Genomic DNA, 17,938 nt, shown 5'->3' on the forward strand with positions numbered 1-17,938 from the left:
TCAAAAAGACGTGGTGATCAAGCTCACCACGTCTTTTTTAAGTCGTTAGAAAGGCTGAATGGCAAATGCATAGTCCTCATGCTTGCCAGATGCCAGCCGACTCATCACCTGCTTGTCTTCGAGTCTGCCGTCACTGTGGATGCTGTCGGCAATCCCCCACCATGGCTCAACGCACACCAGGTTGGCCTGGGCTGGGTATGGCGACCAGACGCCGACAAATGGTGCACCGTTAACCTGAACGTGAACCCCATGATTGGTCTGCGGTTCCGTCAGCGTTGCCGTAAATGGCATGCCCTTGGTTGCAAAGATCAGGGCATCCTCATCAAACAGCTCATGATCCAGTTGAATGGGCTGCTGCATGTGCAGAACCGCTGGATGTTCCAGATCATTAAATGGACCAGGTGCGACCAATTTAACCTGTTGATAGTCAATCGCCGGTGAAACACTGAACTGAGTCGTTTCAAAACTGCCCTGTTCATCAACTGGTACGTTAAAACCAGGGTGCGCACCCAAAGCATAGATCAGCGTCTGGTCATTGCTTGGGTTTTCAACGCGATAGCTGACCAGCAGACGATCCTCATCCAGCTGGTAGGCAATCGTCAACACAAAAGCAAACGGGAAGGCAGCCCGCGTTTTTTCATCATCACGCAGCTCAAAAACTACTCGCTCACTGCTCTGTTCCACAACCTTAAACTCCCGATCGCGGGCAAAACCATGCTGCGTTTGATGATAGACCTTGCCTTGATATTCGTACTGATCATCTTTGAGCCGGCCGACAAATGGAAACAGAACCGGTGCTTGCCGTTTCCAAGACTTTGGATCACCTTGCCACAAATATTCCAATCCCGCTGCATTTCGCTTAATGCTGTGCATCTGCGCGCCTAATGGATCAATCTGTACCGTCAGCTGCTCATTTTCAATCTGAATCATCTCTCGTCATCCTTTCAACTCTCAATGGACAATGGTATATGCCAAAAGCCCTCTAATCTGCACAATAACAGATTGAGAGGGCTTTCGCAAGTCTATCTTTTAATTTTGGACTGATTCTTCGTAGTCGCCATTAGGACAAACGATCTGCTTGCCCTTCTTGACCTTCTTTTCAATCAAGAAATGGCCGTCTTTAGGACAGTTACGGCCAATTGGCTTGTCCCATGAAACGAAATCACATTCAGGGTAGCGCGAGCAGCCATAAAAGACGCGATTCTTCTTGGACTTGCGCTCGACTACGTTTCCTTGCCCACACTTAGGACAGGTTACGCCGATATCCTTGACGATTGCCTTGGTGTTGCGGCAGTTCGGGAAGCGCGAGCAGGCATGGAACTTGCCATAGCGGCCCATCTTAACGACCATTGGCGCCCCACAGATCTCACAATTGCTGCCGGCCAGTTCATCATGCATTTCGATTTTGGCAACCTGTTCCTCAGCAGCCTGGACTTCCTTAGAAAATGGCTGGTAGAACTTGTCAACGACCTTAACCCAGTTTTCCTTGCCTTCTTCAATCCGGTCCAAGTCGTCTTCAACTTCGGCCGTAAACTTGACATTGACGATTTCTGGGAACTGCTTGACGATGATCTGGTTGACGATCTCACCCAGCTCGGTTGGCTCAAAGTGGCGCGATACCAAACGAACATAGTAGCGGCGCTGAATCGTGTCCAAGGTTGGCGCGTAGGTGGAAGGCCGGCCGACCCCGTTTTCTTCCAGCGTCTTGATCAAGGCAGCTTCCGTATAACGAGCAGGCGGCTGCGTGAAGTGCTGTGCCGGGTCATCACTGATCATTTGGACCTGGTCGCCTTGATTCAGGTCTGGTAAAACATTGTCTTTTTCCTGACCACGCTTGTAAACCTTGGTAAAGCCATCAAATTTGACCTTGGATCCGTTGGCATGAAAGTCGACCCCGTTTTGGCTCAACGAAACGGCCATCGTATCAACAATTTGCGGCGTCATCTGACTGGCCACGAATCGGCTCCAGATCAGGCTGTACAGCTTGTATTGATCAGCCGTCAGATACTGTTTCATCTCCGCGGGCGTGCGATTGACCGAAGTTGGCCGAATTGCTTCGTGCGCGTCTTGGGCCCCTTCCGGCAGCTTACCCTTGACCGGCTTGATTGCGGCATATTGTTCCCCATAGTTTTCATGAATAAACTGAGAGGCTTCCTGTTTGGCAATTGAGGCAATCCGCGTTGAGTCGGTACGCATGTAGGTGATCAGACCGACCGCGCTGCCGTGCCCAAGCGTAATCCCTTCATAAAGCTGTTGCGCAGCCATCATCGTCTTGCGCGTCCGGAAGTTCAGACGGCGGTTGGCATCCTGCTGCATCGTGGAGGTAGTGTATGGCGGCTGCGGCATCCGCTTGCGTTCTTTACGCGTAACGTCATCAATCGTAAATGGCGCCTTGCGATCAATCTTGGCCAGTACTTTTTGAACGGCCTCGTTATTAGGCAGCGCGGCTTTTTTGCCGTTTTCGCCATAAAAAGATGCCGCAAACTCGTCACTGCCCTTTTTGAACCGACCATCAATCGTCCAGTATTCTTCGGGTTTAAAGTCACGAATCGCCTGTTCTCTTTGAATGATCAGGTTTAGCGCGACTGACTGCACCCGTCCGGCAGACAGTCCTTTTTTGACCTTTTTCCAAAGAATCGGGCTGATCGAATAACCAACCAGCCGATCCAAAACCCGCCGTGCCTGCTGCGCGTCAACCAGGTCCATGTTGATCTCACGCGGTTCCTTAAAGGCTTCCTTAACGGCGTCTTTGGTAATTTCATTGAAGGTAACCCGGTTCTTGTCTTTAGTATCCAGCTTTAAAAGGTTGGCAACGTGCCAGGCAATTGCTTCCCCTTCCCGGTCCGGGTCAGATGCCAGATAGACGGCTTTGGCCTGCTTGGCATCCTTGCGCAGTTCTTTGATCACGTCACCCTTACCGCGAATGGAGATGTAGTCGGGCTGATAGTCGTTTTCAATATCAACCCCCATCCGGCTCTTTGGCAGATCACGGACATGACCCAGACTGGCGACGACTTTATAGGTCCGTCCCAGATACTTGCCAATCGTCTTGGCTTTGGAAGGCGATTCGACGATGACCAGCTTTTTCTTGGTCTTAGGGCGCTTGGCAGTCGTCTTTTTGGTTGTTTTAGCGGCCGGTTTTGCAGTTTTCGTAGTGGCCGAAGTTGTTTTAGCAGTTGATTTTACAGTTTTAGTTGCCATCATAAGGCTCCTATCATGATGAATTTGATCGGTTTTATCTTCTATACTATTATATGGTCTCTTGTGCGGTCAAACCCGTCTGGCTGATTTCAATCAGCAATGAACCGATCAGATAGACCTAGATTAATTCAAAAAAGAAAATGGTCTAACTAGCGTATCAATATAATCGAGTTTATTAAAAAAATCAAGGCAACGATAAAATCATTTTAGCCAAAAAGTCGAATTTATAAATTAACGAGTGGAATTTTAGTGTCAAACTGAATTTTTGGCATATAGCAATGGTAAGGGGGGAAAAGCGATGCATCTGCGTGAATTTATCTTAAGGCTGAGTCTATGCAGCTGTTTGAGTCGACGGATGAAATATCGGCTTTTAATGGCTGCCATTCAGCAAAAACAAATTACCAATCTCGCTAAATTAACTGATCACTTGAACATTACTTTTAACAAACGAATGCAGTGGTTTGACGAATGGTTCAGCCAGGAACTGCGGCGTCAGACTGAGCAAAATCTGTCGATGCCTTTCATAACGCCGCTTGACACGATCTATCCGCAGCGTCTGCGAGAAATTTATGATCCGCCATTGGTTTTGTATTATCATGGCAACCTAAAACTGCTGCAGTACCCTTGTCTGGCCGTAGTTGGATCAAGAAACATCACTAAATATGGTGAACAAGCGATCAATCAATTACTACCAGGAGTCGTCAGCAGCCAAGTCGCGATCGTCAGCGGCCTGGCCAAAGGAGTTGACGGCTTGGCTCACCAGATTACGCTGCTGGATGGCGGGGCCGCGATTGCCGTAATCGGGACTGGTCTAGATGGCAGCTATCCACGCTGCAATGCATTTTTACAGCGGCAAATTGCGCAGTCTGGTCTTTTGCTGACGGAGTATCCACTGGCAACTACGCCCTACCCGAGCAATTTTCCCGAACGCAATCGGATCATTGCCGGTTTATGTCATGCCTGTCTGGTGGTTGAAGGCAGTCGGCGCAGCGGCAGTCTGATTACGGCCAACCTGGCGCTGCAGGATAATCGAAATGTCGGTGCGGTTCCCGGGCCAATCGATTCGCCAATGTCGCTTGGAGCCAATGAACTGATTGCTGCTGGAGCACGACCGATCCTAAGCAGTCAAGACATTTTAGAGGAGCTGCCTGACTGGCTGTTTTCTGCGAAATAGACTGTCTTAATAATTTTAGAAACGACACGATCCTACAAGCCAATTAAAAAAGCACGGCCTCAAGTTTCATCAAAACCAAGACAGTGCTGTTCTTTTTATCTAATATTCAATTATGTCCAGCTAGAAATCCCTTAACTTTAGTCGATAGTGGCTGACTTGCTAATGCAGATATTGCTGGACTGGTGAAAACGAGTGCCGATGAATCGGGCATGGTCCAAGTTCTGCTAAGCCCTGCAAATGCTGCTTGGTACCATAGCCCATATTTTCAGCAAAGCCATAGCCTGGATAAAGCCGGTCGTAATCACGCATCAGATGGTCACGATATTCTTTGGCAACGATACTGGCAGCCGCGACGCTGATACTCTTTTGATCGCCTTTAATCAAGGTCGTCTGCGGAATATCAATTGCCAGAGGGACGGCATCGACAATCAGGTGGGACGGCCGATGCGCCAATGAATTTACACTGCGAATCATTGCCTGCTGGGTCGCCGCGTAGATATTAAGCTGATCGATAACCGTGCATGGATTGACGGCAATGCTGACTTCCAGGGCTTCATTAACGATCTGCAGATACAGCTGCTCACGCTCATGCCTGGTCAGCTGCTTAGAGTCCGTAACCCCCACCAGGTCAAAATCAGGCTTGAGAATTACCGCACACGTAACTACCGGACCAGCCAGCGGCCCCCGCCCAACCTCATCGATACCGGCAACGTACTGCTGACCATCTTGCCAGAGCTGATTTTCATATTTGAAACGCTCTTTGAAGGCCGCGTAGCTTGCTGCCTGCCGTTCCAATCGACGTTTTAGCTGGGCCAGCGCGGTTTGGACGCCTTTACGCTCATCTTGCTGCATTGATTGAACAAATGGATCATCAAGCGTGGACACGTTTTTTAAGCGGTCCTTGATTTCTTTAATGCTGAGCTTATTCATTGAGACCCTCAGCATTAATATCAGCCGGCTTTTCCAATGAGATCGTTCCCAGCTTGCCCTTGCGCAAATCAAAGATAAGCCGTTCACTGCCGCGGTCGTAGTCATCACGAAAGCCCATCTTTTTGGTAATCGTCAGCAATAGATCCGGATCAGTCACGCTTTCGTCAACATCAGCGTCAGTCAGATGGTAGCGCTGCTTCAATTCAGTCAGCCGATTAGCGCGCAGATACTGCAGTGCAAACAGGGCCACGTCATCCTTGGCAAACAGACTGTCCTTGATCGCGCCAGAAAGTGCCAGCATTAAGCCTTCTTTTTCGGTCGCGAACTTATGCCATAAAACGCCTGGCGTATCCAGCAGCTCCAATTCAGCCGACGAACGCAGCCACTGCTGACCGGTCGTTACCCCCGGCCGATTACCGGTAGCCGCGACGTTCTTTTTGACCAGGTGATTCAAAAGCGTTGACTTGCCGACGTTAGGCACGCCGACACACATTGCGCGAATCGCCCGTTTTTTCATCCCCTTAGCCTGCTCATTGGCCAGCTTTTCGGCTAAGACCTGCTTGGCCGCGTTGGTAACGGCCTTAGCAACGCTGCGGGCACGCGAGTCCAGTGCCAGTACCGGCTGTCCGTGATCCTTAAAGTACTGCAGCCATTCTTTGGTGACTTCTGGATCCGCTAAATCGGTTTTGGTTAAGATCAAAAGACGCGGCTTGTCGCCAGCTGCCAGATCAACTTCTGGGTTTTGCGAGGAGTATGGCACCCGCGCGTCAACCAGCTCAAATACGATATCGACTAAAGGCATCTGCTCTCTGATCTGGCGCAATGCTTTGGCCATGTGACCAGGGAACCATTGAATTGTTGCCATTTTAGTTCCTCCTAAATTCTAATTCATTTTTTCTAGATACAGCTGCCAGGCATCATCAAAAATCGTCATTCCTGGCAGATATTCGGCATTTTCTTCCAAGTAGTGAGATATTTCATCAAAATCTTGGGATTGCTTAGGAAACGACGAGTCCAAAAAAGCATTATTGGCAAACTGCTCAATCTCAGTTGGCTGATTGGGCTGCCTTAAGGTCATCAAAAAATGATAGAAGCTTTCACGAAACATCTGCCGACCCCCTGTTAGTTATCCTGCGGCACGGTAATCAAGAACTTAAACTGACCATCTGCCAGGTTGATCTCATCAGCTTGGGCATGCACTGCCTTATTTTTGGTGTATTTATTCAGATCCAGCAGAATCGTCTTTTTCTTTTGGTTAATGTAGACCCAGTTTGGCAGCTGATAGTTCTTTTTGATATAACCCATAACGAACCCGATCGGCAGGTTAAGCCGGCCAACCGCCAATCCTTTAGCTTTCAGCAGAATATTGCCTTCACTGGTTTTAACCGGAATGCAGTTCATCGCGTATTGCACGTTGACCCCCAAAAACTTAGCGTGGCCGATTACCGTTGCATACTGATTGCCTACGATAAAACGATATTGCGGCTTTTTGGACTTTTTCTGAATTTTTTTAATGTAGCTGTTGGCTAAGGCATTGACCTGTTTTTGATTCAAAACCAGTTCCAATGACGTATCACTGGCTTTGGGAGCCGTAGTTTCAGTTGGTGTCTTAACTGGTGCGCTGGCTAGATGAACTACCGTTAGCAGCGAGCCAATTAAGACGATTACCAAAACCCAAAAAGCTGCCTTCCAGCCATTATATTGTTTCTTTAACTTATCTTCCATATTCATTCAAATCATCCTACTCTTGCTGATATTCCCAGTCATCGTGCTGCAGCATCACCTTGTATAAAGCATTGGTCATCTGATCATAGCCCTTGCTGTTAGGGTGAAAATTATCTTCAGTTGAGATGTAGTTGTTTAGGTTGTGCGTATCATTGTTCATAATCGCAATGACCTGCTTTTGGGTAATCTGATCGCTATTGGCTTTTTGAGCCTGCTGTGAGAGTTTTTGCCGCTGCTTGGGCGTTTTATACTGGCCATATGACATTAAATGATTGATATCAACGAAATAGGACGGGCCATACTGAGCCACGGTCTGTTTTGTGATTTGATTCCACTTGGCGACGGACTCGTTGATAATCGACACATCAGGAAAATAAGTGTAAACCGGATCATAAATGCTGTACATAAAAATCGGCGCGGTGGCATTTTGTTTGCGAACCGCGGTCAGCAATTCATTTAGCTTTTGCTGATAGGTCGTGCCTGCCTGTTCGATATTGCTCTCGATCTTATTGGTTGAATTGCTCAACAGGTTGCTCTCCAGTTTCTGCATCAAGTCATTGCCGCCAACCGTCATCACGATCACATCGGCTTTTTTTAGATTTGCCCGCATTTCTGGCTGTTCATTAAGCCGCTTGAGCATCTGATCGGACCGGTCGCCAGTTACCCCATAATTATACGTAGTTACGCGATTATGGTAGTGCTTTTGCAGTTTTTTCCTAATCCGTCCGACATAACCCTGCTCGTTTTTATCGTCGCCTTGACCATGCGTCAGCGAATCGCCAATCGCGACCAGCGTTATTTTTTTCTTTAAAACCCGATCTTTTTGTGAAGTCTGTTGAACCGTTGTCGATGCTGACTGCTGCTGGTGATACCAGTATCCACTTCCGCCAGCCACCGCTAAAACGGCGCCGATCAACAACAGCAAGCCTTTTTTGCCGCGCAGCATAAAATTACCTCTCACTAAAAAATTCTTAAAGTCAATTAAGATACATAAGAAATATTATAGTGCATTTTATCATGCCACGGCAAATTCGGAAGCGGATCCAATTGCCAATAATTTATGGATTGGATCGTTCACTAAGTAAAAAACGGTTGATGACTTAATCAAGCCTCAACCGCATGCTCAGCAACTGCTTAATTCGATTACAGATTACGATGGAAGAAGAACTTCTCAATCCAGCGACTGTCCTTGCGCAGCTTAAAGTAGGCAATCACTGCAAAAATGAGAGCGCCAAAGAAGTCAGCAAACAGATCACCCATCGTATCCATTAAAGCTGCCCGTCCCAACAGCAAGTGACCGTTTTTCATATACCGCTGCAGATTCATGCCAAACGAGTCACAGGTAAATTCATAAAATTCCCATAAAACGCCGCAAAAAACCGCAAACGCCGTGGCATACATACTGATAAAAAATGGCGGTACGTGCTTGATCCCCTCATCAGGAATCAAGCCGCCAAATGCCGACAGCGCAAAACCAGCCAGCAAAGCACCGCTGATCAGATGCAGACCTTTGTCCCAGTATGGAATGCTGTAGAAGTGATAGATCGTGCCCAGATAAATGGCTCCATAGATAAACATTAAAAACAGACCGTAAAGCAGCGGCGGCAGATAAACCTTTAGCTTGATCGCCAAAAACTTAGGCAGCATAACAATCAGCAGGCCGGCCACGATTTCCAGATCCAAAAACCAGGCGGCCCCTGCTGCTTTGGCTGTCGCAGCCGTCAAAGCCGTTTTGGTAGTTAAAATCAGTGAAACCAGCATCGAAATTACAATAAACCACAAAAAAACGTTAAGGGCTTTTTCACTGGTGCTTGAGCCGTTTTTCATCATCATCACATCCTTTAATTTGAGCGTGCTGAGCATTCATTGCTATAATCAAGGTCAAAAACTGATTAAAGGAGCTGTAGATAATGGCCCAGCAAGCACTCATTGTTTATTATTCACAATTTAATAATACCACTAAACTTGCCAAATTAATTCAAGATGCGACCAAGGCTCCCGCGTTGCGTCTGCGCGTGGCCGACAGCGTCTATCCAAATAACATGGAAGCTACTGGTCGCATCTATCAATAGCAGCTAAAACAACGCCAGCTGCCGATACTTATCAATTCCGTGCCTCAGCTGAATCAATATGATGTCGTTTTGGTCGGCGGCCCCGTCTGGAATGGCAACGTGGCGGCACCAGTGATTGAGTTTTTGAAAACCATTCAAGGATACCAAGGCTTGATTGCGCCATTCTCAACTGCCTGGAGTGATTCTGATGATTATCAAGCAAATTTCATTAAATGGGCTGGCCGACTGCAGGTCACTGATGGATTCCACGTCACGACTCACGGCTCTCATCAGTTCAAAGCAAACAATCTGGCCGCCTGGCTGCGCAAACTATGATAAAGCAAAAATGCTGTCGCCGACTCATCAAAAGTCCACGACAGCATTTTTCTAAGCTTGGCGTTTTCAACCATTCTTGTTTCTTAAAAAATAAAATTGATTAGCAGCATGTAGCAAAGCGTCCCGACGATCAAGGTTAAAAACAGGCTGTGCTTCCATAAACGCACGATTACCGTTACCACGCCGGCAATGACTTCTGGCAGTCCATGCGTGCCGCCAAGCCAATTAACGTTGCGATAGCAGTATACGACCAGCATCCCCATGATCGCAGCCGGTAAAAACCTGCCCAGCCCCGTTACGAAATCAGGCGTGGCCGCTTCCGTTCTAAAAAGCAGAAATGGCGTTACCCGGGTGGCAAAGTTTGCCAGCGCGGCTAAGGCAATGCAGATAATCTGATCAGTCAGCGTCATTTTGGTCCCCCCTCTTTGCTTGACGCCAGTAGATAACGGCGTATTCAGCCACTAGAATTAACAGCGTCGCTACCAAAAAATACGTCTTGCCAAACAGCAGCAGACAGGCAATCGTAACGATCACGCCACTGGTTGAGCTAAGATGATCCTTTTCTTTTTGAAACTGGTCAACGGCCAAGGCAATAAATAGCGCCGTCATGACAAAATCCATGCCGGGAATCTCTTTGCCAATCAGACTCCCCAGTGCGCCGCCTAAAAATGCGCCCAAGACCCAGTAGCTGTGATCAAAAAGCGAAATCAGCGTATAGACTGAGTAACGATCATATTCTTTAGGAATCGACAGACTATAGTTGACGACAAAGGTTTCATCGGTTAAGCCATAGATCAAAAAAAACTTGCGCCAGCCCGCACCGCGATATTTTTTCAGCATTGAAAGGCCATAAAAAAACTGCCGAAAGCCAACGACCAGCGTTATCAAGACAACGTTGCCCGGCAAAAAGCTCTGAACCAGCATGGAAGCCAGGATAAATTCAACGGATCCCCCATAAACTACCGCTGCCATTATCGTGGGAAACCAGAAGCCAAAGCCCAGGTTATGCATGTATAGCCCATAGCCGGTTCCTAAGATAACATAACCGAAAAAAATCGGTAACGAACTGTTAAAAGCAAAGCGCACGGTTTCCTGGCGCGTTGCCGGTGGTGATGCTTGCATATTTTCCTCTCCCCTGTGAATAAGTGATTACAGAGATTAATTTTAACGCAAGCCACTATTGATTAACAGGGCCTTTTTACCAGCAAGATATTTTATGCATTATCATTCAGATACATGCTGCTCTGCGACAGGCGCATCATCGCGACGGTCACTGCAATGATGCCGGTGAGATCCAGCCGTCAGCCGATCTTGACTAAACAAGCCGCCAATCCGCAGTCGGCCAGCGTTTGCAAGACCCAATACCTATAATTCTGATGCTGTTATATGATCAGATTGACACCATCATGGAAACGAACTAGCGATAGGGCAGCCATCGATTCAATTCCTGGCGCTTTTTTACCTGTTCCTGACGCCATTGACGCCAACTGCTGCTGGCTTGACTGACATGTTCAATCAGTTCACGATCGATTTTTTCCCGATACTCAGCAACTGGTTTGGTATACAGCCGACCGTTTTGATCGAACTGATAGCCGCCCCACATATGCTGACTGATTGGATCAAGCAGAATCGACTGAACGTAGCGCACCCGGCCGATTGCATGATGCAGGTCAGTATAGCCCAGGGTCACGATGTCCAGTGAGTCGATATAATTATTGATCTTATTGCGCAAAATCGCGGCTTGGGCTTTCTGCTGGTCATTAAGCAGCCAGTAGACGTTTGGGCCCTCATAAAGCCAAGCCTCACTCAGGCATGCCGGATAATCGCAGTTGGCAAGGGCATACTGAGCATTGATTGCTCCCAGTGAATGGCCGTAGATATAGTAATGTGCCGTTAAGTCCTGCTGCATCAGCCGATTCAACAAACTCGCCGCCGACTTGAGCTGAGAAGGAATCTCACCAACTCGATGTTCAACGATTGAACGGCCAATGGGCAGATTGGTTGCCAGCCATTCATTGGACCATGTCGTTGGATTGCCATGTCTCAAGCCGGATGAGCCGCGAAACAGCACCGTAATCTCTTTATGATCCTGATGGTGATTGACAATGATGGTGCCCCGCAGGCCATCTTGTTTATAGAAAGCTCGTTTGACGCGACCGACTCGCTTGCCATTGGATAATCTGACGTGATCGCCAACCCCCAGCGGCTGATATTCCAAACCTGCCAGCTCGACTCGCTGCTGATCGGTTAGCTGAGCATTTACATCCATTTTTTCACCCCAAAATGAAAAACGACTTCAATGATCGATATGATCTATTGAGTCGATTTTATCACATTATTTATTTGCTTTTATTGAATCGGCATTTCGTAGACGTATGAGGTTTCTTCAGGACGGTAGACGCCATGCAGAGTCCCCACACGCGTAAAGCCATACTTTTCAATTAAATGCTGCATTGGCTTGTTGTCCTCATGGGTGTCGATCCGTAATGACTTGACACCGTTGGGATTTTCCTTAACGTAGTCGATAACGCTCGTAAACAAACCAGAAGCATAGCCATTGCCGGCATGGTCAGAGTGAATGGCAACCCGGTGAATAACCAGATAGTTGTCAGTATCAACGAGCCATTTGCCATCCAATTCATCGTAAGAGTGGTCCGGAGCTGCTACGATTGCAAAAGCTCCCACCGTTTCATGATCGTCGGAATGTACCAGGTATGCAAAGCCATGTTCAATATCTTCTTGGATATGTTCAACATTCGGATAATCGCCTTGCCATTGATCAATCCCGCTTTCCGCCAGCTGATTGCGGCCATCACGCAGAATTTCGACAACTCGATCCAGATCCTTCATTTCGGCTTTTTCAATATGCATAGCACAACCTTCTTTCCTTAAAGTATCAAGCGTTTATCAATTTAACACATTCTGCCAAAAATTGACAATAAAATGGTCAATTTTAACAAACAGACTTAGAATAACATCATCAACAATGATACGAGGCGAACATCTTGAAATATAAATTCTGGCTTAAAATTATGCTGACAATTTGTCTGATGATGACCATGACTTCATCCGCCAAAGCAGCTGCATTGAATTCTCAAAAATACGTTCAGTCAACCACGCCAACCTTTTTCTTTCATGGCTGGGGCAGCGGGGCGCATGCCGAACGACACATGGCTCAGGCGGCGATTGATTCCGGCGTCACCAAAACCGTCATCGTAGCCAACGTTGCGCAAAACGGTACCGTCGAGCTGGAAGGCAAGATTCCCCACGGCGCGATCAACCCAATCATTGAAGTCAACCTGATCGATAATGAAAACTCAAACTATACTACGGATGGTCATTACGTTGCCGCGGCCATTCAAAAAGTCTGCCAAACCTATCATTTCAAAAAATATCAGGTTGAGGCGCATTCGATGGGCAACATGGCGTTTCTTTACTGCCTGCTGCAAAACGCCAACAATTCTAAGTTTCCCAAGCTGCAAAAAGAAGTCGCGATGGCTGGTACCTTTGATGGCGTAATTGGCTGGAATCAACCCGCCAACCTGCAGTATAACGAACGAACCGGTGAAGCCACGCCAGCTACCAAATCATATCAAAAACTCAAAAAACTGCGCCACACTTATCCAACCACTGCCCGCGTCTTAAATATTTATGGCGATCTGGGCGATGGTACCGACAGCCAGGTGGACAATAAATCATCCAAAGCCTTAAAGTACCTGGTTGCTGGCCGCGCCAAATCATATCAAGAACAGCGCATTACAGGTGCCAATGCCAAACATGAGCTTTTGCACCGGAATCCACAGGTCGACGCGATCTTGATCAAGTTCTTATGGGGCAAATAAGCAGCACGACCTAATCGGAAATCATGATGCGGCCTTTGATCATGCAAATTAAGTTTTGAATGTCTTAAGCAACGATCTGGTCACATCAATGTATGGATACGTCCCAACTTGAACTTTTCTCAAACAGTCATGACGGTATTCTCTAAACGTCTGTTGGGATGCGCTCAATGATTCCACAGCCCTTGATGACTGGCAGCCAAACGGGAAGCTTCTCGCAACCGTTTACGACAGCCTCCCGAAGTGAAAAGCGAGTACCGTCAAACTTATAATCGATCACCAGCTGTCAGCCCGTCTCAAGCCAGCAAGTAGTTTTAGACAAATTAGATATTATTGGCTAGCAAAAAAAAATGCACCCACCAAATTATTCAAATCAGGGCGCATAAAACATCTGACAAAAATGTCATTACCTACGATCAGTGAAAAATTGATGTATAGTAGGTAAAATTTCGTGTATATCAAGTTAGGGATTCCTAACTTTACCTACTAACGGGCGAAAAATCAAAAATTGTAGGTAAATTACAGTTCTGGTCTACACCGTTCAGCCGTAAAATATGCGAGATTACCTACTATCAGCCTCAAAATTCACTAAAGTAGGTAATTTTCACGAAATCGATTATACAGCTACCTGCTTTCGGCTAAAAAATTCAAAATCGTAGGTAAAATAGTCGTGAATCTCCCCTCTCTAAATCAAACGGTATTGACACAGGCACATAATCTATAAAGTCGATGCACGATCTGGAATGAATCACTGTTCGATCAAAAATCCCATCTGCTGCCCAGACAAAAGTACATCCATAATCAGATTGCTTAGGCAATATCGCGCTCGTAAAAACAGCTCTGGCGATCAGACTACTTTAGGCTGCTTAATGCGGCATCGATTGACTGGCTGCCGTCGTGCATCATGATGACCTTGCCAATCGTATTTGGATGTTCAAGGTTTTTTACCAATACGGCGGCAACGTCAGGAATCGCGTTATGTCCTGAACTGCCATCATTCAAGGCAACCATCCCCGTAGCTGGCCGCTCATCCAAGACTCCTGCCTGGATAATCGTCCAATCCAACCCCGGATGATCAATCAGCCAGCGATCCGCATAGAACTTGGCAATATTGTAATCGGTAATGGCTTTTAAGGCCGGGATCGCTGCCCATTTATCCTGCTCAAGCGCGAAAGCAGAGCTCAGCTGAACGAAACGTTTGATGCCATTTTGCCGGCTTGCTTCTGCCAGTTTAACGCTGCCGTTTAAATCAACCTGCAGCAGATCCTTGCCACGTGATCCTGCTACAAAGATTACCGCGTCAACTTGACCCAGTGTTTTTTGCAGTTCAGTAATGGAGGCATGCAGATCAAGCTTGACTTTCAAGATATCTGGTTGACTGATCTTTTCTGGATGACGAGCACCCGCGACTACTTCATGACCTGCTTTTTGGAGTTCAGTGACTACGGCTTGTCCCACTCGTCCCGTAGCTCCGGCGACAAAAACTTTCATTGCAATCTCCTTTCAACTGCACTAGTAATTTACTATTTGCTTTATACTAACTTTTTGTAAGCTAAAAGACAAATTTTTAGTCTTCCGGCAGCTAAAACCGCATACCTTCCGTTTTATCATCCATAAAGATGCCAGCGATCGGCCTTTCATCGATGTTGAAATGCGGGAAGTCGCTAATCCGGCTGCAGGGCAGTAGCCGTCGGAGCAGCTTGACTGACGGCGACCTGTTTAAGCGCCCGCTGCGTCATTTGAAAGTAATTCTTATAAAGCGCCGTATAGCGTCCCGTGTTCTTATCGACGAGCCACGGCTTATGACGACCGCAATAGTGCAGAATTACCGTATGTTTGATGACCCAATCAAGCGTCCACTCGCCAAAGCTGATCGTCTCATAGGTCTGGCCTTTGCGGGCATCAAAATTATAAAGCTGATCGGGCACCGTCTTAATATCTTTACCGTATAAGGCATTCAGCACGTCCTGGTCTGGCAGCAGCAAGACGTGTTCTCGGATATATTCGTAGATGTCTTCCGCATGAACCCGCTGCCGGATCAGATCAAGATTCATCAACAACACGCCGGAATTATAATAGCCATCCGCGTCAAAGTTCTGCAGGCGAATCTTATTGATGACTTCCGTGGTACCAGTCAAGCCGGTATGAATTGCTGAAGCATACAGATAGCCATCCAAATCCGTATCATAAAGTGGTCCAATATCATTAATGCACAATACGTCAGCATCCAGATATAGAATGCGATGCAGCTGTTTTGGCAAGTATTGATGAGCCAGCAAGCGATAATAGATGGTCTTGGGATAACGATCGGTAACCGGTGCCTGATCGAATTCCTCGTCTCTGATAATAATCGGATGATAGTTCATCCCCCAGAGTTCACAAGTTTTTCGGATCTCTGGCGTGTGCACCAGTTCTTGTGATTGGATCACGTATACGTCAAGCGGGCGCGGTTGGGAATTAAGTCGGATCGAGTTTAGGACCGTCAGCATCTGGCGCCAAAAACGATCGTCAATTGAAAACAATAGATTCAAAATTTTCACCTCTCATAGCTGCTGTTAATTCTATTTTAGATGACCAGACCGATTTTGCACGAAGCAAATGTTGCAAAACGTTTCTTAGACCAATTCATCTGCCAAGCGATCTCATTGCCCTAATTTATGGTTTTCTACTTGCCAAACCGCTTAAATTGGCTTACGATCGAGTGGTGACATTTGCGACTACAATTATTAAGAGGGAAAGATTTATGGAACAAGCAGCACAATTGGAGGCCATCAAACGCTACACTATCCAAAAACTGGGCAGTGACAGTACTGGACACGGTCTCGACCACATCATGCGCGTCGTACGGATGACCAAAAAACTGATCGAAACCGAAGCTGCCAATGAATTTATCGCCGTTGCCGCGGCCTACCTGCACGACACGATTGACGAGAAGCTGGTAATCAGCGTAAAAGAAGCCGAGGAAGAATTGGAAGATTTCTTGCGGCGCATTGACCTGACCAATGAGCAGATCCAAGCAATCATGGATATCATTTCCAACATGTCATTTGCCGATACGCTGGGCGATGCCCGACCAACCCTTTCGCGCGAGGGCCAGATCGTCCAGGATGCCGACTGGCTGGACGGTCTGGGCAGCATCGGCATCACTCGGGCCGTCTATTACGGTGGCAGCCACGGCGAACGCATCTATGACCCGCTGATCAGGCCGCGTGAGCACATGAATCGTGAGGAATACCGCACGGAACGCGATGAGACCGTCATTAATCATTTTTACGAAAAGCTGCTGAAGATCAAAGACATGCTAAATACAGAAACGGCTCGCAAAATAGCCGCTCATCGTCAGCAGATCATGGAAGACTTTTTAAATGAGTTCTTCTTGGAATGGGATGCCAAAGCTTAATTTGCAAACTAAAAGCCAAGCTGCCGGATACGGTGCTTGGCTTTTTGATTGGACGGTTAATTTTCCCGCCTCTACTTATAAATATTAAGCTTTTTGATCCGTTAACGCTGTCTCTTCCCCCAGTACTGAAATAGATCCGTTCTTAAGGCACCGTTGTAAAGCTTGCGGCGTTTGGTAGCTTTTTGGCCATAGTAGGTTTCAAACTCTAAATCGGCCGTCAAGATATACTTGCTCCAAGTCGTCATAGGACGGTAGATCTCACCCATCTGCCGATACAGCTCACGCACTGATTCTTGATCGCTCAAACGCTCACCATATGGCGGATTGGCTACGATGACGCCATTAATCTTATCAGTGTGCCAATCCTTGACCGCCAGTTGCTTAAACGTAATGTCATGCGTCAAACCGGCTGCCTGACAGTTCCGCTGAGCAATATCGATCATATTCTGGTCAATGTCGTAGCCATGAATATCTAATTCGATGTCATAGTCAGCCTTGGCATCAGCTTCATCGCGCACGTCATCACTCAGGTTTTCTGGCATCAGATTGATCCAGCGCTCGCATTGAAAGTCGCGATTGATGCCAGGAGCGATATTATGACCAAGCAAGGCGGCCTCAATTGGAATCGTTCCCGAACCACAAACGGGATCTACGAACGGATTGTCAGGGAACCAGTGGGCAAGCATCACCAAAGCCGCGGCCATATTTTCTTTTAATGGCGCGCCCCCCTTGCCCTTGCGATAGCCGCGCTTGAACAGGCTGGGGCCAGTCGTATCAAGCGTCAGCAGTACGTGATCTTTGTTAATGGCAACTTCCAGCGGATAGGTCGCCCCAGTTTCGCTCAGCCACGTCCGCCGATGATAAACGGTGCTCAAACGGTCAACGATTGCTTTTTTGACGATTGCCTGTACGCTGGGAACGTTATGCAGCTGTGAGCGATGACTCTTGCCCTCAACTGGAAAAGCCGCATCAATTGGCAGCAGGTCTTCCCATGGCAATGCCTTGGTCTGCTCAAACAGGCTGTCAAAATCAGTCGCGTCAAACTCACCTACGATAATCTTGACCCGATCAGCCGTCCGCAGCCAGAGATTGGCCACCATGATATCGCGCATATCGCCTTCAAAACGCACCCGGCCATTTTCGACCTGCGTTTCATAGCCCAGTGCCCGCAGCTCCTTGCCTACCAAGGCTTCAATCCCGGCTGCCGCAGTAGCTATCAAATGAAATTTTTGCAATATAAAAACTCCTCATGAAAATTTTGCTGACATCATTTTACCATAAA

Annotated in this window: 20 protein-coding genes; 5 read left to right on the forward strand and 15 right to left on the reverse strand. The window is 47.3% G+C overall.

All coding sequences use genetic code 11. The features are described 5' to 3' along the window. Positions 1-45: 45 nt before the first annotated feature. Positions 46-930, reverse strand: a complete 885-nt coding sequence (locus tag FC47_RS03080) for an aldose 1-epimerase family protein (RefSeq protein WP_056967835.1) — start codon at positions 928-930, stop codon at positions 46-48. Between the two features lie 99 nt (positions 931-1,029). Further along, positions 1,030-3,201, reverse strand: coding sequence for a type I DNA topoisomerase (gene topA / locus FC47_RS03085; RefSeq protein ID WP_048344841.1), 2,172 nt, complete (start codon positions 3,199-3,201; stop codon positions 1,030-1,032). A gap of 298 nt (positions 3,202-3,499) precedes the next feature. Here topA and dprA point away from each other — a divergent pair, with 298 nt between their 5' ends. Continuing rightward, positions 3,500-4,375 (forward strand): DNA-processing protein DprA, encoded by an 876-nt coding sequence (gene dprA / locus FC47_RS03090; RefSeq protein ID WP_056967837.1) that lies wholly within the window; start codon positions 3,500-3,502, stop codon positions 4,373-4,375. Between the two features lie 159 nt (positions 4,376-4,534). On the opposite strand, the gene FC47_RS03095 is transcribed toward dprA, so the two are convergent. The 6 genes from FC47_RS03095 to FC47_RS03120 all read right to left on the reverse strand — a co-directional run bounded on the left by FC47_RS03095 (position 4,535) and on the right by FC47_RS03120 (position 8,863). Further along, positions 4,535-5,305, reverse strand: coding sequence for a ribonuclease HII (locus tag FC47_RS03095; RefSeq protein WP_056967839.1), 771 nt, complete (start codon positions 5,303-5,305; stop codon positions 4,535-4,537). After that, positions 5,298-6,170, reverse strand: a complete 873-nt coding sequence (gene ylqF / locus FC47_RS03100; RefSeq protein WP_056967841.1) for a ribosome biogenesis GTPase YlqF — start codon at positions 6,168-6,170, stop codon at positions 5,298-5,300. Before ylqF ends, FC47_RS03095 begins: the two co-directional genes overlap by 8 nt. Positions 6,171-6,188: 18 nt before the next feature. Continuing rightward, positions 6,189-6,413 (reverse strand): YozE family protein, encoded by a 225-nt coding sequence (locus tag FC47_RS03105; protein WP_006499170.1) that lies wholly within the window; start codon positions 6,411-6,413, stop codon positions 6,189-6,191. Between the two features lie 14 nt (positions 6,414-6,427). Beyond that, positions 6,428-7,030 carry a YpmS family protein gene (locus tag FC47_RS03110; RefSeq protein ID WP_056967951.1) on the reverse strand — a complete coding sequence of 201 codons (603 nt, stop codon included), beginning with the start codon at positions 7,028-7,030 and terminating at the stop codon, positions 6,428-6,430. 16 nt (positions 7,031-7,046) lie between these two features. Beyond that, a complete protein-coding gene (locus FC47_RS03115; protein ID WP_045025318.1) occupies positions 7,047-7,976 on the reverse strand; it encodes an SGNH/GDSL hydrolase family protein in 930 nt (309 codons plus the stop codon). 197 nt (positions 7,977-8,173) lie between these two features. After that, a complete protein-coding gene (locus tag FC47_RS03120) occupies positions 8,174-8,863 on the reverse strand; it encodes a DUF2238 domain-containing protein (RefSeq protein ID WP_080967895.1) in 690 nt (229 codons plus the stop codon). Positions 8,864-8,940: 77 nt separating this feature from the next. On the opposite strand from FC47_RS03120, the gene FC47_RS10885 reads away from it, so the two are divergent. After that, the gene (locus tag FC47_RS10885) at positions 8,941-9,102 is read left to right on the forward strand and encodes a hypothetical protein (RefSeq protein ID WP_235803984.1); all 162 of its coding nucleotides are present in this window, start codon (positions 8,941-8,943) and stop codon (positions 9,100-9,102) included. Between the two features lie 39 nt (positions 9,103-9,141). Continuing rightward, positions 9,142-9,417, forward strand: coding sequence for a flavodoxin family protein (locus tag FC47_RS10890; protein WP_235803985.1), 276 nt, complete (start codon positions 9,142-9,144; stop codon positions 9,415-9,417). 83 nt (positions 9,418-9,500) lie between these two features. Here the strand turns inward: FC47_RS10890 and FC47_RS03130 are convergent, their stop codons facing one another. From FC47_RS03130 to FC47_RS03145, 4 genes are all read right to left on the reverse strand, one after another. Continuing rightward, on the reverse strand, positions 9,501-9,827 hold the full coding sequence (locus FC47_RS03130) for a branched-chain amino acid transporter permease (RefSeq protein ID WP_056967843.1): 327 nt from the start codon (positions 9,825-9,827) through the stop codon (positions 9,501-9,503). Continuing rightward, positions 9,814-10,539 (reverse strand): AzlC family ABC transporter permease, encoded by a 726-nt coding sequence (locus FC47_RS03135; RefSeq protein ID WP_006499178.1) that lies wholly within the window; start codon positions 10,537-10,539, stop codon positions 9,814-9,816. Before FC47_RS03135 ends, FC47_RS03130 begins: the two co-directional genes overlap by 14 nt. 295 nt (positions 10,540-10,834) lie before the next feature. Then, positions 10,835-11,686 (reverse strand): alpha/beta hydrolase family protein, encoded by an 852-nt coding sequence (locus FC47_RS03140; RefSeq protein WP_006499180.1) that lies wholly within the window; start codon positions 11,684-11,686, stop codon positions 10,835-10,837. Positions 11,687-11,766: 80 nt separating this feature from the next. Then, positions 11,767-12,288: a GNAT family N-acetyltransferase gene (locus FC47_RS03145; protein WP_006499181.1), complete on the reverse strand. Its 522-nt coding sequence runs from the start codon at positions 12,286-12,288 to the stop codon at positions 11,767-11,769. 131 nt (positions 12,289-12,419) lie between these two features. On the opposite strand from FC47_RS03145, the gene FC47_RS03150 reads away from it, so the two are divergent. After that, a complete protein-coding gene (locus FC47_RS03150) occupies positions 12,420-13,259 on the forward strand; it encodes an alpha/beta hydrolase (RefSeq protein ID WP_412133612.1) in 840 nt (279 codons plus the stop codon). Between the two features lie 849 nt (positions 13,260-14,108). On the opposite strand, the gene FC47_RS03155 is transcribed toward FC47_RS03150, so the two are convergent. Both FC47_RS03155 and FC47_RS03160 read right to left on the reverse strand, forming a co-directional pair. Continuing rightward, positions 14,109-14,747: an NAD(P)H-binding protein gene (locus FC47_RS03155; protein ID WP_056967848.1), complete on the reverse strand. Its 639-nt coding sequence runs from the start codon at positions 14,745-14,747 to the stop codon at positions 14,109-14,111. 173 nt (positions 14,748-14,920) lie between these two features. After that, complete coding sequence (locus tag FC47_RS03160) at positions 14,921-15,787, reverse strand: glycosyltransferase family 8 protein (RefSeq protein WP_052133690.1); 867 nt, start codon at positions 15,785-15,787, stop codon at positions 14,921-14,923. A gap of 212 nt (positions 15,788-15,999) precedes the next feature. On the opposite strand from FC47_RS03160, the gene FC47_RS03165 reads away from it, so the two are divergent. Further along, positions 16,000-16,656 (forward strand): HD domain-containing protein, encoded by a 657-nt coding sequence (locus FC47_RS03165; protein WP_033935570.1) that lies wholly within the window; start codon positions 16,000-16,002, stop codon positions 16,654-16,656. Between the two features lie 101 nt (positions 16,657-16,757). On the opposite strand, the gene FC47_RS03170 is transcribed toward FC47_RS03165, so the two are convergent. After that, positions 16,758-17,891, reverse strand: a complete 1,134-nt coding sequence (locus FC47_RS03170; RefSeq protein ID WP_056967850.1) for a THUMP domain-containing class I SAM-dependent RNA methyltransferase — start codon at positions 17,889-17,891, stop codon at positions 16,758-16,760. Positions 17,892-17,938 lie beyond the last annotated feature (47 nt).

It is taken from the genome of Limosilactobacillus mucosae DSM 13345 (assembly GCF_001436025.1).
Classification (GTDB): Bacteria; Bacillota; Bacilli; order Lactobacillales; family Lactobacillaceae; genus Limosilactobacillus; species Limosilactobacillus mucosae.

Bases quoted from the DNA above. Each gene is read 5' to 3' on its own strand.
- FC47_RS03080 (WP_056967835.1), bottom strand. From the start codon at position 930: ATGATTCAGATTGAAAATGAGCAGCTGACGGTACAGATTGATCCATTA.
- topA (WP_048344841.1), bottom strand. From the start codon at position 3,201: ATGGCAACTAAAACTGTAAAATCAACTGCTAAAACAACTTCGGCCACT.
- dprA (WP_056967837.1), top strand. From the start codon at position 3,500: ATGCATCTGCGTGAATTTATCTTAAGGCTGAGTCTATGCAGCTGTTTG.
- FC47_RS03095 (WP_056967839.1), bottom strand. From the start codon at position 5,305: ATGAATAAGCTCAGCATTAAAGAAATCAAGGACCGCTTAAAAAACGTG.
- ylqF (WP_056967841.1), bottom strand. From the start codon at position 6,170: ATGGCAACAATTCAATGGTTCCCTGGTCACATGGCCAAAGCATTGCGC.
- FC47_RS03105 (WP_006499170.1), bottom strand. From the start codon at position 6,413: ATGTTTCGTGAAAGCTTCTATCATTTTTTGATGACCTTAAGGCAGCCC.
- FC47_RS03110 (WP_056967951.1), bottom strand. From the start codon at position 7,030: ATGGAAGATAAGTTAAAGAAACAATATAATGGCTGGAAGGCAGCTTTT.
- FC47_RS03115 (WP_045025318.1), bottom strand. From the start codon at position 7,976: ATGCTGCGCGGCAAAAAAGGCTTGCTGTTGTTGATCGGCGCCGTTTTA.
- FC47_RS03120 (WP_080967895.1), bottom strand. From the start codon at position 8,863: ATGATGATGAAAAACGGCTCAAGCACCAGTGAAAAAGCCCTTAACGTT.
- FC47_RS10885 (WP_235803984.1), top strand. From the start codon at position 8,941: ATGGCCCAGCAAGCACTCATTGTTTATTATTCACAATTTAATAATACC.
- FC47_RS03130 (WP_056967843.1), bottom strand. From the start codon at position 9,827: ATGACGCTGACTGATCAGATTATCTGCATTGCCTTAGCCGCGCTGGCA.
- FC47_RS03135 (WP_006499178.1), bottom strand. From the start codon at position 10,539: ATGCAAGCATCACCACCGGCAACGCGCCAGGAAACCGTGCGCTTTGCT.
- FC47_RS03140 (WP_006499180.1), bottom strand. From the start codon at position 11,686: ATGGATGTAAATGCTCAGCTAACCGATCAGCAGCGAGTCGAGCTGGCA.
- FC47_RS03145 (WP_006499181.1), bottom strand. From the start codon at position 12,288: ATGCATATTGAAAAAGCCGAAATGAAGGATCTGGATCGAGTTGTCGAA.
- FC47_RS03155 (WP_056967848.1), bottom strand. From the start codon at position 14,747: ATGAAAGTTTTTGTCGCCGGAGCTACGGGACGAGTGGGACAAGCCGTA.
- FC47_RS03165 (WP_033935570.1), top strand. From the start codon at position 16,000: ATGGAACAAGCAGCACAATTGGAGGCCATCAAACGCTACACTATCCAA.